At 57.3% G+C, this 26,614-nt stretch carries 21 protein-coding genes; 15 read left to right on the top strand and 6 right to left on the bottom strand.

Annotation, left to right across the window (positions count from 1 at the left end; translation table 11 throughout):
- Positions 1-8: 8 nt before the first annotated feature.
- From thiB to thiQ, 3 genes are read left to right on the top strand one after another with little or no spacing between them, the layout of a single operon-like run.
- Positions 9-992, top strand: coding sequence for a thiamine ABC transporter substrate binding subunit (gene thiB, locus ACWHWP_RS03935; RefSeq protein WP_447855098.1), 984 nt, complete (start codon positions 9-11; stop codon positions 990-992).
- Positions 968-2,578 carry a thiamine/thiamine pyrophosphate ABC transporter permease ThiP gene (gene thiP, locus ACWHWP_RS03930; protein ID WP_447855097.1) on the top strand — a complete coding sequence of 537 codons (1,611 nt, stop codon included), beginning with the start codon at positions 968-970 and terminating at the stop codon, positions 2,576-2,578. Before thiB ends, thiP begins: the two co-directional genes overlap by 25 nt.
- On the top strand, positions 2,562-3,263 hold the full coding sequence (thiQ, locus tag ACWHWP_RS03925; protein WP_063429509.1) for a thiamine ABC transporter ATP-binding protein ThiQ: 702 nt from the start codon (positions 2,562-2,564) through the stop codon (positions 3,261-3,263). Before thiP ends, thiQ begins: the two co-directional genes overlap by 17 nt.
- 43 nt (positions 3,264-3,306) lie before the next feature.
- On the opposite strand, the gene ACWHWP_RS03920 is transcribed toward thiQ, so the two are convergent.
- Together ACWHWP_RS03920 and araC are read right to left on the bottom strand one after the other, a co-directional pair.
- Positions 3,307-4,074, bottom strand: a complete 768-nt coding sequence (locus ACWHWP_RS03920) for a DedA family protein (protein WP_047346333.1) — start codon at positions 4,072-4,074, stop codon at positions 3,307-3,309.
- 118 nt (positions 4,075-4,192) lie between these two features.
- Positions 4,193-5,038, bottom strand: a complete 846-nt coding sequence (gene araC / locus ACWHWP_RS03915; RefSeq protein ID WP_047346332.1) for an arabinose operon transcriptional regulator AraC — start codon at positions 5,036-5,038, stop codon at positions 4,193-4,195.
- Between the two features lie 337 nt (positions 5,039-5,375).
- Here araC and araB point away from each other — a divergent pair, with 337 nt between their 5' ends.
- The 6 genes from araB to rluA all read left to right on the top strand — a co-directional run bounded on the left by araB (position 5,376) and on the right by rluA (position 15,519).
- On the top strand, positions 5,376-7,085 hold the full coding sequence (gene araB / locus ACWHWP_RS03910) for a ribulokinase (RefSeq protein ID WP_447855095.1): 1,710 nt from the start codon (positions 5,376-5,378) through the stop codon (positions 7,083-7,085).
- A gap of 10 nt (positions 7,086-7,095) precedes the next feature.
- On the top strand, positions 7,096-8,598 hold the full coding sequence (araA, locus tag ACWHWP_RS03905) for an L-arabinose isomerase (RefSeq protein WP_047346330.1): 1,503 nt from the start codon (positions 7,096-7,098) through the stop codon (positions 8,596-8,598).
- Between the two features lie 86 nt (positions 8,599-8,684).
- Positions 8,685-9,380, top strand: a complete 696-nt coding sequence (gene araD, locus ACWHWP_RS03900) for an L-ribulose-5-phosphate 4-epimerase (protein WP_059310614.1) — start codon at positions 8,685-8,687, stop codon at positions 9,378-9,380.
- Between the two features lie 74 nt (positions 9,381-9,454).
- Complete coding sequence (gene polB / locus ACWHWP_RS03895) at positions 9,455-11,812, top strand: DNA polymerase II (RefSeq protein ID WP_063957464.1); 2,358 nt, start codon at positions 9,455-9,457, stop codon at positions 11,810-11,812.
- Positions 11,813-11,940: 128 nt separating this feature from the next.
- The gene (rapA, locus tag ACWHWP_RS03890) at positions 11,941-14,847 is read left to right on the top strand and encodes an RNA polymerase-associated protein RapA (RefSeq protein ID WP_047346327.1); all 2,907 of its coding nucleotides are present in this window, start codon (positions 11,941-11,943) and stop codon (positions 14,845-14,847) included.
- A gap of 12 nt (positions 14,848-14,859) precedes the next feature.
- A complete protein-coding gene (rluA, locus tag ACWHWP_RS03885; protein WP_063429517.1) occupies positions 14,860-15,519 on the top strand; it encodes a bifunctional tRNA pseudouridine(32) synthase/23S rRNA pseudouridine(746) synthase RluA in 660 nt (219 codons plus the stop codon).
- A 30-nt stretch (positions 15,520-15,549) separates the two neighbouring features.
- Here the strand turns inward: rluA and djlA are convergent, their stop codons facing one another.
- Positions 15,550-16,365: a co-chaperone DjlA gene (gene djlA, locus ACWHWP_RS03880; protein WP_047346325.1), complete on the bottom strand. Its 816-nt coding sequence runs from the start codon at positions 16,363-16,365 to the stop codon at positions 15,550-15,552.
- 239 nt (positions 16,366-16,604) lie between these two features.
- Between djlA and lptD the strand changes: the two genes are divergently transcribed.
- Genes lptD through apaH form a run of 6 tightly spaced genes read left to right on the top strand, consistent with a single transcriptional unit; the run spans position 16,605 to position 23,334 of the window.
- Complete coding sequence (gene lptD / locus ACWHWP_RS03875) at positions 16,605-18,956, top strand: LPS assembly protein LptD (protein ID WP_447855094.1); 2,352 nt, start codon at positions 16,605-16,607, stop codon at positions 18,954-18,956.
- A gap of 53 nt (positions 18,957-19,009) precedes the next feature.
- A complete protein-coding gene (gene surA, locus ACWHWP_RS03870) occupies positions 19,010-20,296 on the top strand; it encodes a peptidylprolyl isomerase SurA (protein ID WP_063429520.1) in 1,287 nt (428 codons plus the stop codon).
- Positions 20,296-21,282, top strand: a complete 987-nt coding sequence (gene pdxA / locus ACWHWP_RS03865) for a 4-hydroxythreonine-4-phosphate dehydrogenase PdxA (protein WP_447855093.1) — start codon at positions 20,296-20,298, stop codon at positions 21,280-21,282. The genes surA and pdxA overlap by 1 nt, the downstream gene beginning before the upstream one ends.
- Positions 21,279-22,100, top strand: coding sequence for a 16S rRNA (adenine(1518)-N(6)/adenine(1519)-N(6))-dimethyltransferase RsmA (rsmA, locus tag ACWHWP_RS03860; protein ID WP_010427042.1), 822 nt, complete (start codon positions 21,279-21,281; stop codon positions 22,098-22,100). The genes pdxA and rsmA overlap by 4 nt, the downstream gene beginning before the upstream one ends.
- Positions 22,101-22,103: 3 nt before the next feature.
- Positions 22,104-22,481: a Co2+/Mg2+ efflux protein ApaG gene (gene apaG / locus ACWHWP_RS03855; protein ID WP_047346321.1), complete on the top strand. Its 378-nt coding sequence runs from the start codon at positions 22,104-22,106 to the stop codon at positions 22,479-22,481.
- Between the two features lie 4 nt (positions 22,482-22,485).
- Positions 22,486-23,334, top strand: coding sequence for a bis(5'-nucleosyl)-tetraphosphatase (symmetrical) ApaH (gene apaH / locus ACWHWP_RS03850; RefSeq protein ID WP_447855092.1), 849 nt, complete (start codon positions 22,486-22,488; stop codon positions 23,332-23,334).
- A gap of 40 nt (positions 23,335-23,374) precedes the next feature.
- Here apaH and folA read toward each other — a convergent pair whose 3' ends face one another.
- From folA to kefF, 3 genes are all read right to left on the bottom strand, one after another.
- On the bottom strand, positions 23,375-23,854 hold the full coding sequence (gene folA, locus ACWHWP_RS03845; RefSeq protein WP_063429523.1) for a type 3 dihydrofolate reductase: 480 nt from the start codon (positions 23,852-23,854) through the stop codon (positions 23,375-23,377).
- Between the two features lie 114 nt (positions 23,855-23,968).
- Positions 23,969-25,834, bottom strand: coding sequence for a glutathione-regulated potassium-efflux system protein KefC (kefC, locus tag ACWHWP_RS03840; RefSeq protein ID WP_447855091.1), 1,866 nt, complete (start codon positions 25,832-25,834; stop codon positions 23,969-23,971).
- Positions 25,827-26,357 (bottom strand): glutathione-regulated potassium-efflux system oxidoreductase KefF, encoded by a 531-nt coding sequence (kefF, locus tag ACWHWP_RS03835; RefSeq protein WP_023310358.1) that lies wholly within the window; start codon positions 26,355-26,357, stop codon positions 25,827-25,829. Before kefF ends, kefC begins: the two co-directional genes overlap by 8 nt.
- Between the last annotated feature and the right edge of the window lie 257 nt (positions 26,358-26,614).

Below are 26,614 nucleotides of genomic sequence, written 5' to 3'. Positions count from 1 at the left end.
GGTGCAAAGTGTTAAAAAAAGCTCTTCCCCTGCTGGCGCTGTTTGCGCTGCCTGCTTTTGCTAAGCCCGTTCTGACGGTCTACACCTACGACTCTTTTTCTGCCGACTGGGGCCCTGGCCCGGTCGTCAAAAAAGCCTTTGAAGCTGACTGTAACTGCGAACTGAAGTTCGTGGCGCTGGAAGATGGCGTCTCGCTGCTCAACCGTCTGCGCATGGAAGGTAAAAACAGTAAAGCCGATGTGGTGCTCGGCCTGGACAACAACCTGCTGGACGCCGCCTCGCAAACCAAACTGTTTGCCAAAAGCGGCGTAGCGGCAGAGGCCGTTAACGTGCCTGGCGGCTGGCAAAACGACACCTTTGTGCCGTTCGACTACGGCTACTTTGCTTTTGTTTACGACAAAAACAAGCTGAAAAACCCGCCGAAAAGCCTGAAAGAGCTGGTAGAAAGCGACCAGAAATGGCGCGTCATTTATGAAGATCCACGCACCAGTACGCCGGGCCTGGGCCTGCTGCTGTGGATGCAGAAGGTCTACGGGGATAAAGCGCCCGAAGCGTGGCAGAAGCTGGCCGCCAAAACCGTGACGGTGACCAAAGGGTGGAGTGAAGCCTATGGCCTGTTCCTGAAAGGCGAAAGCGACCTGGTATTGAGCTACACCACCTCTCCGGCCTATCACATTATCGCCGAGAAGAAAGACAACTACGCGGCTGCTGATTTTGCTGAAGGGCATTATCTGCAGGTGGAAGTGGCCGCGCGCACCGTCGCCAGCAAACAGCCGGAACTCGCAGAAAAGTTCCTGAAATTTATGGTTTCGCCCGCGTTCCAGAACGCCATCCCGGCAGGTAACTGGATGTATCCCGTCACGAACGTTGCGCTGCCAGCAGGTTTCGAGCAGCTAACCAAACCAAAAACCTCGCTGGAATTTACGCCGCAGCAGGTCGCCGCGCAGCGTGCAGCATGGGTAAGTGAATGGCAACGCGCCGTCAGCCGCTGATTCCCGGCTGGTTACTGCCCGGGCTGCTCGCCGCCATAGTGATGGTGGCGGTCAGCCTGGGGGCCTTTCTTGCGTTGTGGTTTAACGCGCCAGAGAGTGACCTGCCCGCACTCTGGCACGACAGCTATCTCTGGCACGTCATTCGTTTCTCCTTCTGGCAGGCGTTTCTTTCTGCCCTGCTGTCGGTGATCCCGGCTATTTTTCTTGCACGCGCGCTCTATCGCAGGCGTTTCCCCGGCAGGCAGGCGCTGCTGCGCCTGTGCGCCATGACGCTGATCCTGCCCGTGCTGGTGGCGGTATTTGGCATTCTGAGCGTTTACGGTCGCCAGGGCTGGCTGGCTTCCCTGTGGAGCCTGCTTGGTCTTGAATGGACATTCTCCCCCTACGGGCTAAAGGGCATTCTGCTGGCGCACGTGTTTTTCAATATGCCGATGGCGACGCGCCTCTTTTTGCAGGCGCTGGAGAACATTCCCGGCGAACAGCGTCAGATTGCCGCCCAGCTTGGGATGCGCGGCGCGTCATTCTTCCGCTTTGTCGAATGGCCGTGGCTGCGTCGCCAGCTCCCCCCCGTTGCGGCCTTAATATTCATGCTCTGCTTTGCCAGCTTCGCCACCGTACTTTCACTCGGCGGCGGACCGCAGGCGACGACCATTGAGCTGGCGATTTACCAGGCGCTGAGTTACGACTACGATCCCGGCCGCGCCGCGCTGCTGGCGATGGTGCAGATGGGGTGCTGTCTTGCGCTGGTGCTGCTGAGCCAGCGCCTGAGTAAAGCCATTCCCCCTGGCAGCAATCAAATAACCGGCTGGCGCGATCCGCAGGACAGCCTGCACAGCCGCGTCATCGATTTTATCCTGATCGCACTGGCGCTCCTGCTGCTGCTGCCGCCACTGATGGCCGTTATCGTTGACGGTCTTAATCTCAATCTCCTGTCCGTCCTGCAACAGCCTATCCTCTGGCAGGCTACCGGGACCTCGCTTCGTATTGCACTGGCCGCAGGGCTGCTGTGCGTCACGCTGACCATGATGCTGCTGTGGAGCAGCCGCGAACTCCATGCCCGACAGACGCAAAAAGCCGGACACGCGCTGGAGCTGACAGGCATGCTGATTCTCGCCATGCCGGGGATCGTGCTGGCGACGGGCTTCTTCCTGCTGTTCAACAGCACCATAGGCCTGCCGGAAAGCGCCGACGGTATTGTGATTTTCACCAACGCCCTGATGGCCATTCCTTACGCGCTCAAGGTGCTGGAAAACCCGATGCGCGACGTCAACGGCCGCTACGGTTTGCTCTGTCAGTCGCTGGGGATGAAGGGCTGGCAACGGCTGAAGGTGGTCGAACTGCGCGCGCTAAAACGTCCGCTGGCGCAGGCGCTGGCGTTTGCCTGCGTGCTCTCAATGGGTGATTTTGGGGTCGTGGCGCTCTTCGGAAATGACAATTTCCGCACGCTGCCCTACTGGCTGTATCAGCAAATCGGCTCCTACCGCAGCCAGGACGGCGCGGTGACCGCGCTGTTACTGCTGCTGCTGTGCTTTGCTTTATTTACCGTTATCGAAAAACTTCCGGGGCGCGATGTTAAAACTGACTGATGTAATCTGGCTCTACCAGCATCTGCCGATGCGCTTCACGCTCTCCGTGCGCCAGGGAGAGATGATTGCCGTGCTTGGCCCAAGCGGTGCGGGAAAAAGCACGCTGCTCAATTTGGTGGCGGGATTTCTGCAGCCGGCAAGCGGATCGATAGTCATTGAAAACCGGGACCATACCCATACGCCGCCCGCAAAACGCCCGGTCTCCATGCTGTTTCAGGAAAACAACCTGTTTACCCACCTGACGGTGCGGCAGAACATCGCGCTGGGGATGGATCCGGGGCTCAAGCTTAACGATGCCCAGCGTCAGAAGCTGGCGATCATTGCCGCGCAGATGGGAATAGACGGGCTTATTGACAGGCTGCCGGGCGAGCTTTCCGGCGGCCAGCGTCAGCGCGTGGCTCTGGCGCGTTGCCTGGTACGCGAGCAGCCGATCCTGCTGCTGGACGAACCGTTCTCTGCGCTCGACCCCGCTCTGCGCCAGGAGATGCTGGGGCTGGTGCAGGACGTCTGTCAGCGCCAGCAGCTAACGATGCTGATGGTTTCGCACAGTATTGAGGATGCCGCGCGGATTGCACCGAGATCGGTGGTTATTGCCGAAGGGCGAATTGCGTGGGATGGAAAAACAGAAGAGCTTCTGAGTGGTAAAGCGGGGGCATCTTCGCTGTTGGGCATTCCCGCGGCCTGATGCCCTCCCCCTGACCCTCTCCCACAGGGAGAGGGAAAAGTCCTTAACGGCTGACCACTTTTAATAAAATCTCGCCATATACCGGCATCAGCGGGTGGCGAATCAATGCCACCAGCGCCACCACGGCCACACCCAGCGTCAGCGGGGCCAGCCAGAGCAGGCGAGTACGCGGGAGGTAGCGCGTCAGGCGATCGATATTCGCTTTTCCGCTGCGCCACAGCCGCCAGCACAGCCATGCCGCCAGCCACAGCAGCAGCGCCGTGCCCAGCAGCAGCCACTTAAACTCACCGCTCTGCATACCGTCAGGGATATCGATGGCTGCCCCCGCGAGGATCCCCGGCAGGAAGTAGAACGGCGGCCAGAAAACGCAGCCGATAATATTCGGTACCACAAACTTGGCGACCGGCAGATCCAGCATCCCGGCGACCATAGGAACCAGCGGACGCGTAGGCCCGACAAAGCGGCCGACGAGGATGGTAAACATGCTGTGCTGGTGCAGCGCATGCTCGGTCTTATCCAGCAACGCTTTGTTCTTTTTCATGAACGACCAGCGGTGCAGCGGCTTCTTAAAGCGCCAGCCCAGCCAGAACGAGATCCAGTCGCCCAGCAGGCAGCCGATAATCCCGGCCAGCCACGCCTGCCAGAAATTAACCTCACCGCTGCCAATCAGCGCGCCAAGCCCCGCCATCATCACGGTGCCGGGCAGGATTAACCCCACAAGTGCCAGCGATTCCAGAAACGCCACCAGCGCCACGGCGATGAGCGAATACATAACGGACTGGGTAATAAAGTGTTCCAGCAATGCCTGCATAACTATTCCGGTCAGAAAACGAATCAGCGATTCTGCTTAGCGCCCCGCACCGCGTCAAGGCAACAATTGTCTGAATAGTTTACAAGATGCTCCTGAAGTTCACCTGAATGTTTACCGTTCATTCACATCCCGCGCGGAATTCGCTCGGGCTGGCGCCGGTGCATTTTTTAAATACACGCGAAAAATAAAGCTGATCTTCAAAGCCCACGTTGCGCCCCACCGTGGCAATCGGCATCCGGGTGGTGCTGAGCAGAAGCTTCGCCTGGCTGATGCGCTGATCTTCGCGCCAGCTCAGCACGCTGACGCCAAGCTGCTGGCGAAACAGATGCGACAGCCGCGACGGCGACAGGCAAACGTGCTGGGCGACGCTGGCAATATCAAACTGGCTGTCGGCCAGATGGTCGCTGATGTACTGGCAGGCGTCGCGCACGCGGTTATCCAGCGGCGGATTCAGCGACGCGTTAATCGCTTCCATCCGTCGCAGAAGCAGTTGTTCAAGCAGGTTAATTGCCAGCAGTTCGGCATAACGACCTCCTGCCTGCCCCGCCTCAATAATCTGGGCAAAAAGCTCGCGAAACTGCGCCAGATGAACCTCATCCGGGCGATAAAAACCGGTGTGTGCAAAAATAGCAGGCCACGAAAGCCACTCCTGCCAGTAGGCGCGCGGACGGAAGTAGACCCACTGGTGATACCACTCTTTAGCATCCGGGTGACGGCCGTAATGGTGGATCTCTCCCGGCGGGAACAGCAGGATATCGCCAGGGCGGCAGATAAACTGCTGGTCACCGTTCTTGATGATCCCTTCCCCTCGCACGGTCAGGTTGAGGATATATCCTTTCATCCCGAGCGGTCGGTCGACGTAAAAATCGAGATATCCCTCAGCCTCGATAGGGGTCAGTCCCGCCACAAGGTGCGCGTTAAACGAGTATCCCGGCAGCAGGGGATCGTTTTGCGTTTCGGCCATAGATTCAGTTCTCCCAAGGGTCCTGAAGGAAACCAATTGTCCATATCATTAAAAGCAGGTCAAAAATGGTCTGCGAAAAGATCCAAAAAGCTTCACGCCTCTTTTACGTCCGCCATGTTTCAGCCTTTACCCCTGATTTCTCCGCCACAGCAGGCAGATAAGCAGTAACAAAAGTGTCTATAAGTGCGGCAGAAATGTCCACATTGAATATTTGCACGGCGTCACACTTTCCGTTGTAACAGCAATTTAATCCATAAGATTAGCGGATCCTGCCTGACGATTTTCGTCCCCAGTCTCTAATGTTCTTCCATACCTGTTTTTTCGATGGAGCAACACCATGGCAATTGCGATTGGCCTCGATTTTGGCAGCGATTCGGTTCGCGCGCTGGCAGTGGACTGTACGTCCGGCCAGGAGATAGCAACCAGCGTTGAGTGGTACCCGCGCTGGCAAGAGGGGCGCTACTGCGATGCGCCAAACAACCAGTTCCGTCACCACCCGCGTGACTACATCGAGTCGATGGAAGCGGCAATCAAAACCGTCCTCGCTGAACTGACTGACGCCCAGCGGGCAGAGGTTGTTGGAATTGGCGTCGACAGCACCGGCTCCACCCCTGCCCCCGTAGACGCCGAAGGCCGCGTGCTGGCGCTGCGCCCTGAGTTTGCCGACAACCCGAACGCCATGTTCGTTTTGTGGAAAGACCATACCGCCGTGGAAGAAGCGGAAGCTATCACCCGCTTATGCCATCAACCGGGCAAAACCGACTACTCGCGCTACATCGGCGGGATTTACTCCAGCGAATGGTTCTGGGCCAAGATCCTGCACGTTACCCGCGCGGACGCATCGGTTGCCCTGGCGGCCGTCTCCTGGATTGAACTGTGCGACTGGGTTCCCGCGCTGCTCTCCGGCACCACGCGTCCGCAGGATATCCGCCGCGGCCGCTGCAGCGCCGGGCATAAATCACTCTGGCACGAAAGCTGGGGAGGTCTGCCACCGGCTGCGTTCTTCGACGAGCTCGACCCGATCATCAACAAAAACCTGAAATACCCCCTGTTTACCGACACCTTCACCGCCGATATTCCCGTCGGCACTCTCTGCGAAGAGTGGGCGAAGCGCCTCGGCCTGCCGCAGAACGTGGCGATCTCCGGCGGCGCGTTTGACTGCCATATGGGTGCCGTAGGCGCGGGTGCACAGCCTAATACGCTGGTGAAAGTTATCGGCACGTCTACTTGCGACATTCTGACGGCGGATAAAACCACCGTCGGCGACCGCGCGGTGAAGGGCATCTGCGGCCAGGTTGACGGCAGCGTGGTGCCAGATTTTATCGGCCTCGAAGCCGGCCAGTCCGCGTTTGGCGATATCTATGCCTGGTTTGGGCGCGTGCTGGGCTGGCCGCTGGATCGGCTGGCGGCCGCGCATCCTGAACTGAAAACCCAGATTGCAGAGAGCAAAAAACAGCTTCTGCCCCAGCTCACGGACGCCTGGGCAAAAAATCCGTCTCTCGATCACTTGCCGGTGGTGCTGGACTGGTTCAACGGTCGCCGCACGCCGTTTGCGAACCAGCGCCTGAAAGGGGTCATTACCGATCTTAACCTCGCGACCGACGCACCGGCGCTGTTCGGCGGCCTGATTGCCGCCACCGCCTTCGGTGCCCGCGCGATTATGGAGTGCTTCACCGAACAGGGCATCGACGTGAATAACGTGATGGCGCTCGGCGGCATCGCCCGTAAAAACCCGGTCATCATGCAGGCCTGCTGCGACGTGCTGAACCGTCCGCTCCAGATTGTCGCTTCCGATCAGTGCTGCGCGCTGGGCGCGGCGATTTTCGCGGCGGTTGCCGCAGGCGTCCATGCGGATATTCCGACCGCGCAGCAGCATATGGCAAGCGCCGTTGAAAATACGCTCCAGCCGCAGGCCCAGCAGGCACAACGCTTTGAACAGCTTTATCAGCGCTACCAGCAATGGGCAAAAAGCGCCGAACTTCACTATCTCCCTGTCGCCGCCCCGTCAAAACACACCGCGGACACGACGGCAACCCTGACCCATTAAGGACACGACGATGACCATTTTTAATAATTATGAAGTGTGGTTTGTGATTGGCAGCCAGCACCTGTACGGACCAGAAGCGCTGCAGCAGGTGACGAAACACGCGGAGCACGTCGTTAACGCGCTGAACGCGGAAGCCAAACTGCCGTGCAAACTGGTGCTGAAACCGCTGGGCACGACGCCGGATGAGATCACCCATATCTGCCGCGACGCGAACTACGACGATAAATGCGCCGGTCTGGTAGTGTGGCTGCACACCTTCTCACCGGCCAAAATGTGGATCAACGGCCTGTCTATCCTCAACAAGCCGCTGCTGCAGTTTCATACCCAGTTCAACGCTTCCCTGCCGTGGGACAGCATCGACATGGACTTCATGAACCTGAACCAGACCGCGCACGGCGGCCGCGAATTCGGCTTCATCGGCGCGCGCATGCGTCAACAGCACGCGGTGGTCACCGGCCACTGGCAGGACGGCCAGGCACAGAAGCGTATCGGCTCCTGGATGCGTCAGGCGGTCTCTAAACAGGATACCCGCCACCTGAAAGTGGTGCGTTTTGGCGACAACATGCGTGAAGTGGCCGTGACCGACGGCGATAAAGTCGCCGCGCAGATCAAGTTCGGCTTCTCCGTAAACACATGGGCCGTGGGCGACCTGGTACAGGTGGTAAATGAAATCAGCGATGGCGACGTGAGCGCGCTGGTGGACGAGTACGAAAGCAGCTACCGCCTCACGCCTGCGGCACAAATCAACGGCGACAAGCGCCAGAACGTGCTGGACGCGGCGCGCATCGAGCTGGGCATGAAGCGCTTCCTGGAACAGGGCGGTTTCCACGCCTTTACCACCACCTTTGAAGACCTCCACGGCCTGAAACAGCTGCCGGGCCTGGCTGTACAACGTCTGATGCAGCAGGGCTACGGCTTTGCCGGCGAAGGCGACTGGAAAACTGCCGCTCTGCTTCGCATCATGAAGGTGATGTCGACCGGTCTGCAGGGCGGCACCTCCTTTATGGAGGACTACACCTACCACTTCGAGAACGGCAACGACCTGGTGCTCGGCTCGCACATGCTGGAAGTGTGCCCTTCTATCGCGGTGGAAGAGAAGCCGATCCTCGACGTGCAGTACCTCGGCATTGGCGGTAAAGCCGATCCGGCTCGTCTGATCTTCAACACCCGTACCGGCCCGGCCATCAACGCCAGCCTGATCGATCTGGGCGATCGTTTCCGCCTGCTGGTGAACTGCGTCGATGCGGTTGAAACGCCACACTCTCTGCCGAAACTGCCGGTCGCCAACGCCCTGTGGAAAGCACAGCCTGACCTGCCTACCGCGTCAGAAGCCTGGATCGTCGCAGGCGGCGCGCACCACACCGTGTTTAGCCACGCGCTGGATCTGAACGACATGCGTCAGTTCGCCGAACTGCACGACATCGAACTGACCGTGATTGATAACGATACCCGCCTGCCTGCGTTCAAAGACGCGCTGCGCTGGAACGAAGTTTATTACGGTTCAAAACGCTAAGCCCTGAATGCCCGGTGGCACGACGTTTACCGGACCTACGGTTCTGTAGGCCGGATAAGCGAAGCGCCATCCGGCAGGAGACAACAATGTTAGACGATCTCAAACGTCAGGTACTTGAAGCCAATCTGGCGCTGCCGAAACATAACCTGGTGACGCTGACCTGGGGCAACGTGAGCGCCGTTGACCGCGAAAAAGGCGTGTTCGTGATCAAGCCTTCCGGCGTTGATTACGCGGTGATGACGGCGGACGATATGGTCGTTGTCAGCCTCGAGACCGGTGAAGTGGTCGAAGGTAAGAAAAAACCCTCCTCCGATACGCCAACCCACCGACTGCTGTACCGCTCATTTCCGACCATCGGCGGCATTGTGCATACCCATTCGCGCCATGCCACCATCTGGGCGCAGGCGGGCCAGTCCATCCCGGCGACCGGCACCACCCACGCGGACTATTTTTACGGCACCATTCCCTGCACGCGCCTGATGACCGACGCCGAGATTAATGGTGAATACGAGTGGGAAACCGGCAACGTGATTGTTGAAACCTTTGAGAAACAGGGAATCGACGCGGCGCAAATGCCCGGCGTGCTGGTGCACTCCCACGGCCCATTCGCCTGGGGTAAAAACGCGGAAGACGCGGTGCATAACGCGATCGTGCTCGAAGAAGTCGCCTATATGGGGATCTTCTGCCGACAGCTGGCACCGCAGCTCCCGGACATGCAGCAAACCCTGCTGGATAAGCATTATCTGCGCAAGCACGGCGCGAAGGCCTATTACGGACAGTAAACTGTATATATACCCAGCATAAAATATTCAACCAGGCTATAATCAAGCCTGGTTTTGTTTTATGGGATAACGGCGTGGCGCAGGCGCAAGAAGGCTTTTTACTGACCCGACACTGGCGGGATACGCCTCAGGGCACCGAGGTTGAATTCTGGCTGGCGACGGACAACGGCCCGCTGCAGGTCACGCTGCCGCCGCAGGAATCCGTGGCTTTTATTCCAGAACCTCACGTCGAAAAAGTGAAGCAACTGCTGCGCGGCGAAAACGGCTGGCGTATTACTCCGCTTGAACTGAAAGATTTTCATCGTCAGCCGGTTTACGGCCTTTACTGCCGCGCCCATCGCCAGCTTATGCGCTATGAAAAATTGCTCCGAGATGCAGGCGTGACGCTCTACGAAGCGGATATCCGCCCACCTGAACGCTTTCTGATGGAGCGGTTTATTACCGCTCCCGTCTGGATCGATGGCTCCCCGCAAAACGGCAAAATTATCAACGCGCGCCTGAAGCCGAATCCGCACTATCGTCCGCCGCTGAAATGGGTGTCGCTGGATATCGAAACCACCCGCCACGGTGAACTGTACTGTATTGGCCTGGAAGGGTGTGGCGATCGGGTTGTCTATATGCTCGGGCCTCCGAATGGCGATGCGTCCGCGCTGGATTTCCGGCTTGAGTACGTCAACAGCCGCCCGCAGCTGCTGGAGAAGCTTAACCAGTGGTTTGCCGACTACGATCCCGATGTTCTGATCGGCTGGAACGTGGTGCAGTTTGACCTGCGCGTGCTGCAGAAACACGCCGAGCGCTACCGCATCCCGCTGATGCTGGGGCGCGGAAACAGCGAGCTGGAATGGCGCGAGCACGGTTTTAAGAACGGTGTTTTCTTTGCACAGGCTAACGGTCGCCTGATTATTGACGGCATCGAGGCGCTTAAGTCCGCCTTCTGGAACTTCTCTTCATTCTCCCTTGAAGCGGTCGCACAGGAGCTGCTTGGCGAAGGCAAATCCATCGACAATCCCTGGGACCGAATGGACGAGATCGACCGGCGCTTTAACGAAGACAAACCGGCGCTCGCCACCTATAACCTGAAAGACTGCGAGCTGGTGACGCAGATTTTCCACAAAACCGAGATCATGCCGTTCCTGCTGGAGCGCGCGACGGTGAACGGACTCGCGGCTGACAGACACGGCGGCTCCGTGGCGGCCTTTAGCCACCTCTATTTTCCGCGAATGCACCGGGCAGGGTACGTTGCCCCCAACCTGGGGGACGTGCCGCCGCAGGCCAGTCCCGGCGGGTACGTGATGGACTCCCGGCCAGGATTGTATGACTCGGTGCTGGTGCTGGATTACAAAAGCCTCTACCCGTCGATTATCCGCACCTTCCTGATCGATCCCGTCGGGTTGGTTGAGGGCATGGCGCAGCCGGACGATGAACACAGCACCGAAGGCTTCCTCGGTGCACGCTTCTCGCGGGAAAAACACTGTCTGCCTGAAATCGTAGGCAACATCTGGCACGGCCGCGATGAGGCCAAGCGCCACGGCAATAAGCCCCTTTCTCAGGCGCTGAAAATCATCATGAACGCCTTTTACGGCGTGCTGGGCACCAGCGCCTGCCGCTTCTTCGACCCGCGACTGGCCTCCTCCATCACCATGCGCGGGCACGAGATCATGCGCCAGACCAAAGCGCTGATTGAATCCCGGGGCTATGACGTTATTTATGGCGACACGGACTCCACCTTTGTGTGGTTGAAAGGCGCGCACTCAGAAGGCGACGCTGCCCGCATCGGCAAAGAGCTTGTGGCCTTTGTGAACGACTGGTGGGGCAAACATTTGCAAAAAGAGCGGTTAACCAGCGCGCTGGAGCTGGAATTTGAAACCCATTTTGCCCGCTTTTTAATGCCCACCATTCGCGGCACCGATCAGGGCAGCAAGAAGCGCTACGCCGGGCTGATTCAGGAGAGCGACGCGCAGCGGATGGTCTTTAAAGGGCTGGAGACGGTGCGCACCGACTGGACGCCGCTGGCGCAGCAGTTCCAGCAAACACTGTATCTCAGGGTGTTTCGCAATGAGCCGTATCAGGACTACGTGCGCGAGACGATCGCCAGCCTGATGGCGGGCGAACTTGACGCGCAGCTGGTGTATCGCAAGCGCCTGCGCCGCCCGCTCGCCGAGTACCAGCGCAACGTGCCTCCGCACGTACGCGCCGCGCGCCTGGCGGATGAAGAAAACGTTCGCCGCGGCCGCGCGCCGCAGTATCAAAACCGGGGGACCATCAAATACGTCTGGACGATAAACGGCCCGGAACCCGTGGATTATCAACATTCTCCTCTGGATTACGAACACTATCTGACGCGTCAGCTTCAGCCGGTCGCTGACGGAATTTTGCCCTTCATCGACGACGACTTTGCTACACTAGTGACAGGGCAACTTGGCCTATTTTGACGCGTGACGAAATGGCTGCCATCCAGTACCATAGCGCCCTTTCCATTCCCGGACCCATTTTTCGATGACCGTCTTTTTTGACGGGGGTCGAACTATTGCCTGCAATTAAAGATTAGAGCCGAACAACTATGCCTTTTACACTTGGTCAACGCTGGATCAGCGATACAGAAAGCGAACTTGGATTAGGAACCGTCGTTGCCGTCGATGCGCGCATGGTTACCCTCCTCTTCCCTGCCACCGGTGAAAACCGCCTGTACGCTCGCAATGACTCCCCTGTGACCCGCGTAATGTTTAATCCGGGTGACACCGTGACCAGCCATGACGGCTGGCAGCTCAAGATTGAAGACGTAAAAGAAGAGAATGGACTGCTCGCCTACATTGGGACTCGCCTGGACACCGACGAGGCCAATGTCATCCTGCGTGAAGTGCTGCTCGACAGCAAACTGGTGTTCAGCAAGCCGCAGGACCGCCTGTTTGCCGGGCAAATCGACCGTATGGATCGCTTCTCTCTGCGCTATCGCGCGCGCAAGTTCCAGAGTGAACAGTACCGCATGCCGTGGAGCGGCCTGCGCGGACAGCGCACCAGCCTGATCCCGCACCAGCTGAATATCGCTCATGACGTGGGCCGTCGTCACGCCCCGCGCGTGCTGCTGGCTGATGAAGTGGGTCTGGGAAAAACCATTGAAGCGGGCATGATCCTGCATCAGCAGCTGCTTTCCGGCGCCGCCGAGCGCGTGCTGATTGTGGTTCCTGAAACCCTGCAGCACCAGTGGCTGGTCGAAATGCTGCGCCGCTTCAACCTGCGCTTCTCCCTGTTCGATGACGAACGCTATGCCGAAGCCCAGCACGACGCGGATAACCCGTTCGAAACGGAACAGCTGGTGATTTGTTCCCTGGATTTCGTGCGCCGCAGCAAGCAGCGTCTTGAGCACCTGTGCGATGCAGAGTGGGACATTATGGTCGTTGACGAAGCGCACCATCTGGTCTGGAGCGAAGACGCGCCGAGCCGCGAATATATGGCTATCGAGCAGCTTGCCGAGCGCGTGCCTGGCGTCCTGCTGCTGACCGCAACGCCGGAGCAGCTTGGGCTGGAAAGCCACTTCGCCCGTCTGCGCCTGCTCGATCCAAACCGTTTCCACGACTTTGCGCAGTTCGTGGAAGAACAGAATAACTACCGTCCGGTCGCGGATGCCGTCGCCATGCTGCTGGCGGGCAAGCGTCTCTCTAATGACGAACTCAATACCCTGAGCGATCTGATTGGCGAGCAGGACATCGAGCCGCTTTTGCAGGCTGCCAACAGTGAAGGCGAAAACGCGGAATCGGCGCGCAAAGAGCTGATCGACATGCTGATGGACCGCCACGGCACCAGCCGCGTGCTGTTCCGTAACACCCGTAACGGCGTGAAAGGGTTCCCGAAACGCGAGCTTCACACCATCAAGCTGCCTCTGCCAACGCAGTACCAGACGGCGATTAAAGTCTCCGGCATTATGGGCGCGCGCAAAACTCAGGAAGAGCGCGCTCGCGACATGCTCTACCCGGAACAAATCTACCAGGAATTTGAAGGTGATACCGGCACCTGGTGGAACTTCGATCCGCGCGTGGAGTGGCTGATGGGCTACCTGACCGCGCACCGGTCCCAGAAGGTGCTGGTGATCTGCGCCAAAGCGGCTACCGCGCTGCAGCTTGAGCAGGTCCTGCGCGAGCGCGAGGGCATTCGTGCCGCCGTGTTCCACGAAGGCATGTCCATCGTTGAGCGCGACCGCGCCGCGGCGTGGTTCGGTGAAGAGGACAGCGGCGCGCAGGTTCTGCTGTGTTCTGAGATCGGTTCTGAAGGCCGTAACTTCCAGTTCGCCAGCAACCTGGTGATGTTCGATCTGCCGTTCAACCCGGACCTGCTGGAACAGCGTATCGGCCGCCTGGATCGTATTGGCCAGGCGCATGATATTCAGATCCACGTGCCTTATCTGGAAAAAACCGCCCAGTCCGTGCTGGTACGCTGGTTCCACGAAGGCCTGGACGCGTTTGAGCATACCTGCCCGACGGGCCGCACGATTTACGATCGGGTACATGGCGATCTGATCGGCTACCTCGCCGCGCCGGAAAACACAGAAGGGTTTGATGAGCTGATTAAATCCTGCCGTGAGAAGCACGACGCGCTGAAAGCGCAGCTGGAACAGGGCCGCGATCGCCTGCTGGAGATCCACTCCAACGGCGGTGAAAAAGCGCAGGCGCTTGCCGAGAGCATTGAAGAACAGGATGATGACACCAGTCTGATCAGCTTCTCCATGAACCTGTTCGACATCGTGGGCATTAACCAGGACGACCGCGGCGAGAACCTGATTGTTCTTACCCCGTCCGATCACATGCTGGTTCCGGATTTCCCGGGCCTGCCGGAAGATGGCTGCACCATTACCTTCGAGCGTGACGTGGCGCTGTCCCGCGAAGACGCTCAGTTCATCACCTGGGAACACCCGCTGATCCGCAACGGCCTGGATCTGATTCTGTCCGGCGATACCGGCAGCAGCACTATTTCCCTGTTGAAAAATAAGGCGCTGCCTGTGGGTACCCTGCTGGTGGAGCTGATTTACGTTGTGGAAGCGAAAGCGCCGAAACAGCTGCAGCTCACCCGTTTCCTGCCGCCGACCCCCGTCCGCCTGCTGCTGGACAAAAACGGCACCAACCTGGCGGGACAGGTTGAATTCGAGAGCTTCAACCGACAGCTGAGCGCGGTGAACCGCCATACGGGCAGTAAACTGGTCAACGCGGTACAACAGGATGTACACGCCATTCTGCAATTGGGCGAAACCCAGATTGAAAAATCAGCCAGAGCGCTGATTGATGCCGCGCGCAATGAAGCCGACGAGAAACTGTCTGCGGAACTGTCGCGTCTGGAAGCCTTAAAAGCAGTCAACCCTAACATCCGTGACGACGAGCTGGCGGCGATTGAAAGCAACCGTCAGCAGGTGCTGGAAAGCCTGAATCAGGCAAGCTGGCGTCTGGATGCCCTGCGCCTTATCGTTGTGACGCATCAGTAAACGGAGCGCAAGATGGTGATGGAGCCTTACAATCCGCCGCAGGATCCCTGGCTGGTCATTCTGTATCAGGATGAGCATATTATGGTGGTCAACAAGCCAAGCGGCCTGTTGTCCGTGCCGGGGCGCCTGGATGAGCACAAAGACAGCGTGATGACGCGTATTCAGCGTGATTATCCGCAGGCGGAGTCCGTCCATCGCCTGGACATGGCCACCAGCGGCGTGATTGTGGTGGCGCTGAATAAAGAAGCGGAACGCGAGCTGAAACGCCAGTTCCGCGAGCGCGAACCGAAAAAGCAGTACGTCGCGCGCGTCTGGGGCCATCCGGCAAGCGAAGAGGGTCTGGTCGATTTACCGCTGATCTGCGACTGGCCGAACCGGCCAAAGCAGAAGGTGTGCTATGAAACCGGCAAGGCGGCGCAAACCGAGTATGAAGTGCTGGAGTACGCGCCGGATAACACCGCGCGCGTCCTGCTTAAGCCGATTACCGGGCGCTCTCACCAGCTGCGCGTACATATGCTCGCCCTGGGCCATCCGATTCTGGGCGACCGGTTTTACGCCCCGCCTGAAGCGCTGGCGTTAGCGCCCCGTCTGCAGCTTCATGCGCAGACGCTCACTATCACCCATCCGGCCTTCGGTAACACGATGACGTTTAAGGCCCCGGTGGACTTCTAAAAAAAAGCCCGACACCGTCGGGCTTTTTTTTTATTTGAAACCTTTCTTCTCTTTAATGAGCTCGTAGGCCTTTTGAATCTCCTGCGCCTTTTGCTTCGCCATCTCCATCATTTCCGGCGGTAAGCCTTTCGCGACCAGTTTATCCGGGTGATGCTCGCTCATCAGCTTGCGGTAGGCACGTTTGATGGTGGTGACATCATCCGATGGCTTCACGCCAAGCACGTTGCAGGCATCCTCCAGCGTTGGGCCACGCTGCGCCTGCTGCCAGGTGCCGCCAGACGACTGCTGATGATAGCCGCCGCCAAACTGCGCGCCGCCCTGCATCATGCGCAGAAACTGATCGAACTGCATGCGGGAGATGCCCAGCTCTTCCGCAATGACGTACAGCACGTCGCGCTCATTAGGGTGCAGCGAACCGTCGGCGAAGGCCGCCTGGATCTGGATTTCCAGAAACATCCGAATTAAATCAAAACGCCCGAAGCAGATGCTGCGGAACTGACGCATTTTTTCGCGAAGCGGATAGTTATCCGATTTACCGATGCGAAACGCATTTTGTGCCGCCAGACGGGAGTCACCGTGCAGGTTCATGCGATCCATAAAGACGCTGGCAATCTGAATATCGGCTTCGGTTACACGCCCTTTGGATTTGGTTAAGTGCCCCATGACCTCAAAGGTGGTGGAGAAAAAGAGGGACTGACGCTCACGCTGATTGGCAAACCAGGCCATTTTGCGGCTGCGCGCCTTATCAAACATATGGCCGATAATAAGCCCAAGTACAATCCCCCAGAACCCGGCACCCATGATGATGGCGAACGCAACGCCGATTATTTTACCCCAATACTGCATATACTCCCCGGATAGTCATATTCCTGGCCGACGCAACGTCATCATCACTGTGTTCAAGTCACGGTCAATTGAAGGACATCGCCTATAATTTGCTTTATCATACTCGTCATTCGATAGCGAGCCTAACACTCTGGCACGCAAACGGGCAGGATTAACGCTGGTACTGCGCAGATGAGTAAGATAGTCTCTGAGCGTTTGTAAGCCGTAGCCACTGATGACGGAACAATAAAATACAACGTATGAAAAAACGTATCCCCACCCTCCTGGCCACAATGATTGGCACCGCCCTGTACAGTCAACAGGGGCTGGCGGCCGATCTCGCCTCGCAGTGTATGCTTGGCGTCCCAAGTTATAATCGCCCACTGGTGAAAGGCGATACTAATAGCTTGCCGGTAACCATTACTGCAGACAGTTCAAAAGGTACCTATCCTGACAATGCCACGTTTACGGGCAATGTGGATATTAACCAGGGCAATAGCCGCCTGCAGGCAGATGAAGTGCAGTTGCACCAAAAGCAGCCGGAAGGTGCGGCCGAGCCGGTACGAACGGTGGATGCGCTGGGTAATGTGCACTATGACGACAATCAGGTCATCCTGAAAGGTCCGAAAGCCTGGTCAAACCTGAACACCAAAGATACTAACGTCTGGAAAGGTGATTACCAGATGGTGGGTCGCCAGGGACGCGGTGACGCAGACCTGATGAAACAGCGCGGTGAAAACCGCTATACGATCCTGGAAAACGGCTCCTTCACCTCCTGTCTGCCAGGCTCAAATACCTGGAGCGTAGTTGGCAGCGAAGTGATCCATGACCGTGAAGAGCAGGTCGCGGAGATCTGGAATGCCCGCTTCAAGCTCGGTCCGGTGCCCGTGTTCTACAGCCCTTACCTGCAGCTTCCGGTAGGTGACAAACGCCGCTCCGGCTTCCTGATCCCGAATGCCAAATACAGCACCTCGAACTACTTCGAGTTCTACCTGCCGTATTACTGGAACATCGCGCCCAATATGGACGCCACGATCACGCCGCACTATATCCACAAGCGCGGCAACGTCATGTGGGAGAACGAGTTCCGCTATCTGACTCAGGCTGGTGCAGGTCTGATGGAGCTGGATTACCTGCCGTCGGATAAAGTCTTCCAGGACGAGCATCCAACCGAAGGGGACAAACACCGTTGGTTGTATTACTGGCGCCATGCGGGTGTTATGGATCAGGTCTGGCGTTTTAACGTCGACTACACCAAGGTCAGCGATCCTTACTACTTCAATGACTTTGACTCCAAGTACGGTTCAAGTACCGATGGCTATGCGACGCAGAAATTCAGCGTTGGCTATGCGATTCAAAACTTTAACGCCACGGTGTCGACTAAACAGTTCCAGGTCTTTAGCAGTCAGACAGCTAGTACGTATGGTGCGGAGCCGCAGCTTGACGTGAACTGGTATCAGAACGATGTAGGGCCGTTTGACACCCGCGTTTACGCGCAGGCGGTACATTTCGTTAATACCAACTCGGATATGCCGGAAGCCACGCGTCTTCACCTGGAGCCGACCATCAACCTGCCGTGGTCTAACGACTGGGCAAGCCTGAATACCGAAGCCAAGCTGATGGCGACACACTATCAGCAGAAAAATGTGGATGATTACAACGCCACTAACAACACCGATCTTCAGGAATCGGTTAACCGTACCCTTCCGCAATTTAAAATGGACGGTAAGCTGATCTTTGAACGCGATATGGGGTTACTGGCCGATGGCTATACGCAAACGCTGGAACCGCGGATGCAGTATCTCTACGTTCCGTATCGCGACCAGAGCAACATCCAGAACTACGACTCGTCCTTCCTGCAGTCTGACTATAGCGGCCTGTTCCGTGACCGTGCCTACGGTGGTCTTGACCGTATTGCCTCCGCTAACCAGTTAACGACCGGTGTCACAACGCGCGTATATGATGACGCTGCCGTTGAACGTTTTAACGTTTCTGTTGGTCAAATCTACTATTTCACCGAGTCTCGTACCGGTGATGACAACATTAACTGGGAGAAAGACAACAAGACTGGTTCACTAGTGTGGGCGGGCGACACATATTGGCGTATGACGGATCGCTGGGGTTTACGCGGGGGGCTGCAGTACGATACGCGTCTCGACAATGTCGCGACCAGCAGTACTGCCATTGAGTACCGTCGTGACGAAGACCGCATGGTGCAGTTGACGTACCGTTATGCCAGCCCGGAATATATCCAGGCAACATTGCCAAACTATGCGACCAGAGAACAGTATAAAGACGGTATTTCGCAGGTGGGTGGCGCAGCAAGCTGGCCTATCGCCGACCGCTGGTCAATCGTAGGCGCTTACTACTTTGACACGAATACCCATAAGCCTGCCGACCAGATGGTCGGTTTGCAATATAACTCCTGCTGTTACGCGCTGCGCGTCGGTTACGAACGTAAGCTTAACGGCTGGGATACTGACAACAATCAGAGCAAATACGATAACGTGATTGGCTTTAATGTCGAACTGCGCGGCCTGAGTTCCAACTACGGCCTGGGCACGCAGCAGATGCTGCGCTCGAACATTCTGCCGTACCGCACTTCCTTGTAATGAGCTTGATTTGCAACGTAATCCGCTTTGCGGTTAATTGAAATGGAAAAAGTATGAAGAACTGGAAAACGCTGCTGCTCGGTGTCGCTATGGTTGCGAATACCAGCTTCGCGGCCCCCCAGGTTGTTGATAAAGTCGCTGCTGTGGTTAACAACGGCGTCGTGCTCGAAAGTGACGTTGACGGTCTGATGAAATCGGTGAAGCTCAATTCGGGCGAAGCAGGTCAGCAGCTTCCGGATGACGCCACGCTGCGCCACCAGATCCTGGAGCGTCTGATCATGGATCAGATCGTTCTCCAGATGGGGCAGAAAATGGGCGTGAAGGTCACTGACGAGCAGCTCGATCAGGCGATCGCTAACATCGCGAAGCAGAACAATATGTCTTTAGACCAGATGCGCAGCCGTCTGGCCTATGACGGCATCAGCTACGCCACCTACCGTAACCAGATCCGTAAAGAGATGCTGATTTCGGAAGTACGTAACAACGAAGTGCGCCGTCGCGTCACCATCCTGCCTCAGGAAGTAGACGCGCTGGCAAAACAGGTGGGTAACCAGAACGATGCCAGCACTGAGCTGAACCTGAGCCACATTCTGATCCCACTGCCAGAGAACCCAACCTCCGATCAGGCTGCGGAAGCCGAAAGCCAGGCGCGCTCTATTGTCGAACAGGCGCGTAATGGCGGCGACTTTGGCAAGCTGGCTATCACCTATTCCGCGGACCAACAGGCGCTGAAAGGCGGCCAGATGGGCTGGGGACGTATTCAGGAGCTGCCATCCATCTTCGCCCAGGCACTGAGCACGGCGAAGAAAGGTGATATCGTCGGTCCGATCCGTTCAGGCGTGGGCTTCCACATTCTGAAAGTGAACGATCTGCGCGGTCAGAGCCAAAGTATTTCCGTCACCGAAGTTCACGCTCGCCACATCCTTCTGAAACCGTCACCGATCATGACGGACGCTCAGGCGCGTGCGAAGCTGGAACAGATTGCTGCTGACATTAAGAGCGGTAAAACCTCGTTCGCAAATGCAGCAAAAGAGTTCTCGCAGGATCCAGGTTCTGCTAACCAGGGCGGCGATCTGGGCTGGGCAGCAGCGGATATTTACGATCCAGCGTTCCGCGATGCGTTAATGAAGATGAACAAAGGCCAGATCAGTGCGCCGGTACACTCTTCGTTTGGCTGGCATCTGATCGAGCTGATGGACACCCGTAACGTTGATAAAACGGATGCGGCGCAGAAAGACAGAGCCTACCGTATGCTGTTTAACCGTAAGTTCTCTGAAGAAGCGGCAACCTGGATGCAGGAACAACGCGCCAGCGCTTACGTGAAAGTTCTGAGCAACTAATGAAACAGCATCGTGTTGTTATCACTCCCGGCGAACCCGCCGGGATTGGGCCTGACCTCGTTGTCCAGCTCGCCCAGCGCAGCTGGCCGGTAGAACTGGTCGTCTGCGCTGATGCAACACTGTTACAAGACCGGGCAACGCTGCTCGGTCTGCCTTTAACGCTCATCCCTTACGTTGAAGGCCAACAGCCTGCACCGCAACAAGCCGGTACGCTCACGCTTCTCTCTGTTCCCCTTCGTACGCCTGTCATCCCGGGCCAGCTCAGCACGGAAAACGGTCATTATGTTGTTGAAACCCTTGCGCGCGCCTGCGACGGTTGTCTGAAGGGTGAATTTGCCGCTCTGATTACCGGCCCCGTCCACAAGGGTGTGATCAACGAAGCGGGTATTCCGTTTACCGGACATACGGAGTTCTTTGAAGAGCGCTCGCACAGCCCGAAAGTAGTGATGATGCTGGCGACCGAGGAGATGCGCGTTGCCCTCGTGACAACCCATCTGCCTGTTAAGGCCATTCCGGATGCCATTACCCCGGAACTGCTGCGGGAGATCATCGGGATCCTGCATCATGACCTGCAAACTAAATTCGGCATCAAGCAGCCGCACGTTCTGGTTTGCGGCCTGAATCCGCACGCCGGTGAAGGCGGGCATATGGGCACCGAAGAGATCGACACCATTATTCCGGTGCTTGAAGAAATGCGTGCAAAAGGGATGCACTTAAGCGGGCCGCTGCCTGCTGATACCCTTTTCCAGCCGAAATACCTGGATAATGCAGATGCGGTGCTCGCGATGTACCACGATCAGGGCCTGCCCGTGCTAAAATACCAGGGCTTTGGCCGCGGCGTGAATATCACCCTCGGTTTACCCTTTATTCGAACGTCCGTTGACCACGGTACTGCGCTGGATCTGGCAGGCCAGGGGAAAGCGGATGTCGGCAGTTTTATTACGGCGCTTAATCTCGCCATCAAAATGATTGTTAATACTCAATGACTAATCGAGTCCATCAGGGCCACTTAGCCCGTAAACGTTTCGGGCAAAACTTCCTTAACGATCAGTTCGTGATCGAAAGCATTGTCTCGGCCATTAACCCGCAAAAAGGTCAGGCGATGGTTGAAATCGGCCCGGGCCTTGCCGCACTGACCGAGCCGGTCGGCGAACGCCTCGACGAACTGACCGTCATCGAGCTGGACCGCGATCTGGCCGCACGCCTGCAAACGCACCCGTTCCTCGGGCCGAAGCTGACCATTTATCAGCAGGATGCCATGACCATGAACTTTGGCGAGCTGTCGGAAAAAATGGGCCAGCCGCTGCGCGTGTTCGGTAACTTGCCGTACAACATTTCCACCCCGCTGATGTTCCACCTGTTTAGCTATACTGATGCCATTGCCGACATGCACTTCATGTTGCAAAAAGAGGTTGTTAACCGTCTGGTTGCAGGCCCGAACAGTAAAGCGTATGGTCGTTTAAGCGTGATGGCGCAATATTACTGCAACGTGATCCCGGTGCTCGAAGTCCCGCCATCCGCCTTTACGCCGCCACCGAAAGTGGATTCCGCGGTTGTACGCCTGGTGCCGCACAAAACGAAACCGTACCCGGTTAAAGATCTGCGTGTACTGAGCCGCGTCACCACGGAAGCCTTTAACCAGCGCCGGAAAACGATTCGTAACAGCCTGAGCAATTCGTTCACCGTTGAGGTGTTAGCCGAGCTGGGAATCGACCCGGCAATGCGTGCGGAGAACATTTCCGTAGAGCAGTACTGCAAGCTGGCTAATTACATCAGCGAAAATGCGCCGCCGAAGGAGAGTTAAGCCATGATTGATTCGCCCCGCGTATGTGTCCATGTACAAAGCGTCTATGTTGAATCGCAATCCTCACCGGATGAAGAACGTTTTGTCTTTGCTTACACCGTGACCATTCGCAACCTGGGGCGGATGCCTGTGCAGCTGCGCGGGCGCTACTGGCTGATCACCAACGGCAATGGCCGTGAAATCGAAGTTCAGGGGGAAGGTGTGGTTGGCGAACAGCCCCACATTGCCCCTGGCGAAGAGTACCAGTACACCAGCGGTGCGGTGATTGAAACGCCGATGGGTACCATGCAAGGCCATTATGAAATGGTCGACGTCGATGGCAATAGTTTCCGCGTTGCCATTCCTGTGTTCCGTCTCGCCGTTACAACACTCATTCATTAATCTAATGTCTACATATCTGATTGGCGACGTTCACGGTTGCTACGATGAACTGATCGCATTATTAAAGCAGGTCGACTTTACCCCGGGACAGGACACGCTCTGGCTGACGGGCGATTTAGTCGCGCGTGGCCCCGGCTCCCTTGAAGTATTACGTTTCGTCAAATCGCTGGGCGACAGCGTCCGCATGGTCCTGGGCAATCACGATCTGCATCTGCTGGCGGTTTTCGCCGGGATCAGCCGCAACAAGCCTAAAGATCGCCTCACCCCACTGCTGGAAGCGCCGGACGCGGACGAGCTGATCAACTGGCTGCGCCGTCAGCCACTGCTGCAGATCGACGAAGAAAAAAAGCTGGTCATGACGCATGCCGGGATCACCCCACAGTGGGATCTTGAGACGGCGAAAACCTGCGCGCGTGACGTTGAGGCGGTGCTGGCGAGCGACTCGTATCCTTTCTTCCTCGATGCCATGTACGGCGATATGCCAAACCACTGGAGCGAGGATCTCAGCGGTTTAGCCCGCCTGCGCTTTATCACCAACGCCTTCACCCGCATGCGTTTCTGCTTCCCGAACGGACAGCTGGACATGTATTCCAAAGAGACACCGGAAAGCGCGCCCGCTCCGCTTAAGCCGTGGTTTGCCATTCCGGGACCGGTGACAAGTGAGTACAGCGTGGTATTTGGTCACTGGGCTGCACTGGAAGGAAAAGGAACGCCGGAAGGGATCTACGGTCTGGATACCGGATGCTGCTGGGGCGGAGAGTTAACCTGCTTACGCTGGGAAGATAAAGCTTACTTTGTTCAGCCGTCCAACCGACAGCTTAACTCAGGAGAAGGCGAGGCCGTTGCCTCCTGATGCATGATTCCCTCTCCTCGCAGGGAGAGGGAGTAATCACTTAACGACGTTCCAGAATCTCAAAGCAGTAGCTGTGGGAATTCTGTGCATCCGCGTCGTGGAATTCGCTGAAAACCGATTCCCACTCGTCCGGATCGTAGTCCGGGAAATGGGTATCGCCTTCCACTTCTGCATCAATGTGGGTCAGATACAGCTTCTGCGCTTTCGGCAGGAACTGCTCATACACACGCCCACCGCCGATCACCATGATCTCTTCGGCATTGCCGCACGCGGCAATCGCCTCGTCGACTGATTTTACCCATTCGACGCGCTCGTCAGTGCCTGGCTGGCTACTGATAACGATATTTTTACGGCCCGGCAATGGACGACCAATCGACTCCCAGGTCAGGCGGCCCATCACTACCGGCTTGTTTAACGTAGTACGTTTAAACCATGCGAGATCGGCAGGCAGGTTCCACGGCATGGCATTTTCCATACCGATAACGCGGTCCACCGCCAGCGCTGCAATCAGACTGATCATTGAAAATTTCCCGGATGCAAAAAATTGCCGCCACTATACGGAAAGCTTAATCTTTCGTCGACTGGCGGCAGGGTAAAGATAAAGAAATTTTTTATTATTGCTGGCAACTCCACTTCACGCGGAAGGTTTACTCTCGGGCTCGTCAGCCGGATCGCCGGTATGCTTGCCCTCCTCCGTGCCTTGCCAGCCATGGCGCTGGATCAGCGACAGGTGATTACGATCCTCGTTAATGATTTCCGTCAGCATCGCGCTGGTGCGTTTGAACACCGCCGCGCGCTCCGTGGCCGAACTGCCGGCCATCGCCGCCATCTCTTCCACCATCTCGGTATTAAAGCGGCGGAACAGATCCGCACGCTCGCGCGCTTCATACGCGCCGAGCCCCAGACTTTCCAGCGCCGTACGGCCAGACTTTAGCGCACCTTCGAACGTTTCACGCTCCGGTGCGTCTACACCCGCCTGCCGCAGCCGGATATAGTGATCCACATCGCGCGCGCGGGAGATAATGGTCAGCGACGGGAAATGCTCTTTCACCAGTTCCACCATCTGCATGCTGGTCTCTGGATCGTCAATGGCGTTAATCAGCACCTCGGCTTTTGCCGCCCCGGCGGATTCCAGCAGATCGACGCGGGTCGCATCACCGTAAAACACCTTCATATCAAATTTACGCAGGGTATCGACATGGTCAGGATCGTGATCGAGGATGACCATTTTCACCCCGCTCGACAGCAGTAAACGACCCACGATCTGCCCGTAGCGGCCAAAGCCGGCGATGATGACGCGCGGCTGCTCCTCGTCGATTTCATCGGCTTCGCGCTCCTGCTCGCTGCCCGATTTTTCCAGACGCGTCAGCACCACCAGCAGAACAGGCGTCGCCGCCATCGACAGTGCGACCGCCAGCGTCAGCGCTTTCGCCCACTCCGGATCGAGCACGTTTGCCATCTGCGCTGCGCCAAAGACCACGAACGCAAATTCGCTCCCCTGCCCCAGCAGCACTGCAAACCAGCGGCGCTGCCGGGTCGGCACGTTCAGTGGACGCGCAATCAGCCACAGCATCACCATTTTAATAACCAGGAAGCCCACCAGCAGGATGACGATCCGCAGCGGGTGCGTCACCAGCGTGCCGAAGTCGACGGACATCCCGACGCCGATGAAAAACAGCCCCAGCAGCAGCCCTTTGAACGGCTCGATATCGCTTTCCAGCGCGTGACGATATTCAGAGCTCGCCAGCAGAACGCCTGCAAGGAATGCCCCCATCGCCATCGACAGCCCGGCCTCTTCCAGCAGCAGACCAAAGCCAAACACCAGGAACAGCGCCACGGCGCTGAATACCTCGCGCAGGCCTGAGCGGGCAACAAACCGCAGCAGCGGACGGGTAACGTAGCGTCCAAGCAAAACCACCAGCACCAGCGCGCCCGCCACCTTCAGTGCGGACAGCGCGAAAGCGCCCAGCGTAGTCGAGGAACCGCTTGCCGCCAGCAGCGGGATCATCGCCACCAGCGGGATAGCGGCAATATCCTGGAACAGCAGCACGGAGAACGCGCTGCGGCCCATCTGGGAGACCGTCAGGTTACGCTCGTTCATGGCCTGCATGGCAATGGCCGTTGAGGAGAGCGCCAGCGTCATGCCGATGAGCTCTGCCACTTTCCAGTCCATTCCCAGCAGGATACAGAACCCGCCCAACAGCAGGCCGCAGGCCACCATTTGCAACGCGCCACCGCCAAATACCGAGGCGCGAAGCTTCCACAAGCGCTGCGGATCGAGTTCCAGACCAATCACAAAGAGCATCAGCACAACGCCAATTTCAGCGAAATGCAGAATCGCCTCTGCATCCGTGACCAGACGAAGCCCCCACGGCCCAATGACGCAGCCGGCAATCAGATAGCCGAGAACGGAGCCCAGCCCCAGGCGTACCGCCACGGGCACAATCAGCGCCGCCGCGCCGAGGTAAATCAGCGCCTGTATCAGCGTATGGCTATCCATGATGCGTCTCCTGCCACTCGAGTAAGCGTTGTTTATAATGGCGAGCCTGCGCCTGCAGCGTTTCATCGTCGCAGACAAACGTGCAGTGCATGGCAAAAGGCGGGAGCCAGTTCAGACCACAATAGAGCGCGGTTGCCTGCAGCGGCTGCGCCAGGACGTCAAACCCCGGGAAGGACCCAATATCAAAGTGGCTTTCCCCTCCGCCGGTAGTGACCGCCCACATCAGGCTTTTTCCTTTTAGCGCATTGCCGTTGTGGCCGTAAGCCCAACCGTGGGAGAAGACTTTATCAATCCACAGCTTCAGGAGCGGAGGCGTGCTGTACCACTGCATGGGATGCTGCCAGATAATCAGATCGGCGCGGGAAAGTGCCTCCTGTTCGGCGGCGATATCGATATTAAAATCGGGATAGAGTTGATAGAGGGAACGTATCTCTACGTTATCAAGCGTCCTTACCTGCTCAAGCATCCGCTTATTCGCATGCGAGTGCTGCGGATAAGGATGGGCGTAAATTATCAGAATCATGAATGGGCCTGTCATCTTCTATTCTTGTAGCAGTGAGTGTAGACAGTTACCTTCACGACTGAAAGAGGTTAACGAGTGCTTTAAGGCAAAACGCAATTTTTGGCAATCGACGCCGTTATGCCATCGTAACTGACGTGAAAGTAAGAGAATGACGAGCGTGATAAATTCACCCCGTAAAAAACAAACAATCATTCATATAATTGACGGATGTTTTTAGATTGCCTTAAGTCATTTTTTAATAAATCAACCTGTACATA

The organism is Enterobacter sp. WI-ESBL-E8 (assembly GCF_053364895.1).
The sequence above is the reverse complement of the archived record's forward strand: the minus strand, read 5'-3'. Positions and strand labels throughout refer to the sequence as shown.

Excerpts from the sequence above, each read along its gene's own strand:
- thiP (WP_447855097.1), top strand. The coding sequence starts at position 968 with ATGGCAACGCGCCGTCAGCCGCTGATTCCCGGCTGGTTACTGCCCGGG.
- thiQ (WP_063429509.1), top strand. The coding sequence starts at position 2,562 with ATGTTAAAACTGACTGATGTAATCTGGCTCTACCAGCATCTGCCGATG.
- ACWHWP_RS03920 (WP_047346333.1), bottom strand. The coding sequence starts at position 4,074 with ATGCAGGCATTGCTGGAACACTTTATTACCCAGTCCGTTATGTATTCG.
- araC (WP_047346332.1), bottom strand. The coding sequence starts at position 5,038 with ATGGCCGAAACGCAAAACGATCCCCTGCTGCCGGGATACTCGTTTAAC.
- araB (WP_447855095.1), top strand. The coding sequence starts at position 5,376 with ATGGCAATTGCGATTGGCCTCGATTTTGGCAGCGATTCGGTTCGCGCG.
- araA (WP_047346330.1), top strand. The coding sequence starts at position 7,096 with ATGACCATTTTTAATAATTATGAAGTGTGGTTTGTGATTGGCAGCCAG.
- araD (WP_059310614.1), top strand. The coding sequence starts at position 8,685 with ATGTTAGACGATCTCAAACGTCAGGTACTTGAAGCCAATCTGGCGCTG.
- rapA (WP_047346327.1), top strand. The coding sequence starts at position 11,941 with ATGCCTTTTACACTTGGTCAACGCTGGATCAGCGATACAGAAAGCGAA.
- rluA (WP_063429517.1), top strand. The coding sequence starts at position 14,860 with ATGGTGATGGAGCCTTACAATCCGCCGCAGGATCCCTGGCTGGTCATT.
- djlA (WP_047346325.1), bottom strand. The coding sequence starts at position 16,365 with ATGCAGTATTGGGGTAAAATAATCGGCGTTGCGTTCGCCATCATCATG.
- lptD (WP_447855094.1), top strand. The coding sequence starts at position 16,605 with ATGAAAAAACGTATCCCCACCCTCCTGGCCACAATGATTGGCACCGCC.
- surA (WP_063429520.1), top strand. The coding sequence starts at position 19,010 with ATGAAGAACTGGAAAACGCTGCTGCTCGGTGTCGCTATGGTTGCGAAT.
- pdxA (WP_447855093.1), top strand. The coding sequence starts at position 20,296 with ATGAAACAGCATCGTGTTGTTATCACTCCCGGCGAACCCGCCGGGATT.
- rsmA (WP_010427042.1), top strand. The coding sequence starts at position 21,279 with ATGACTAATCGAGTCCATCAGGGCCACTTAGCCCGTAAACGTTTCGGG.
- apaG (WP_047346321.1), top strand. The coding sequence starts at position 22,104 with ATGATTGATTCGCCCCGCGTATGTGTCCATGTACAAAGCGTCTATGTT.
- apaH (WP_447855092.1), top strand. The coding sequence starts at position 22,486 with ATGTCTACATATCTGATTGGCGACGTTCACGGTTGCTACGATGAACTG.
- folA (WP_063429523.1), bottom strand. The coding sequence starts at position 23,854 with ATGATCAGTCTGATTGCAGCGCTGGCGGTGGACCGCGTTATCGGTATG.
- kefC (WP_447855091.1), bottom strand. The coding sequence starts at position 25,834 with ATGGATAGCCATACGCTGATACAGGCGCTGATTTACCTCGGCGCGGCG.
- kefF (WP_023310358.1), bottom strand. The coding sequence starts at position 26,357 with ATGATTCTGATAATTTACGCCCATCCTTATCCGCAGCACTCGCATGCG.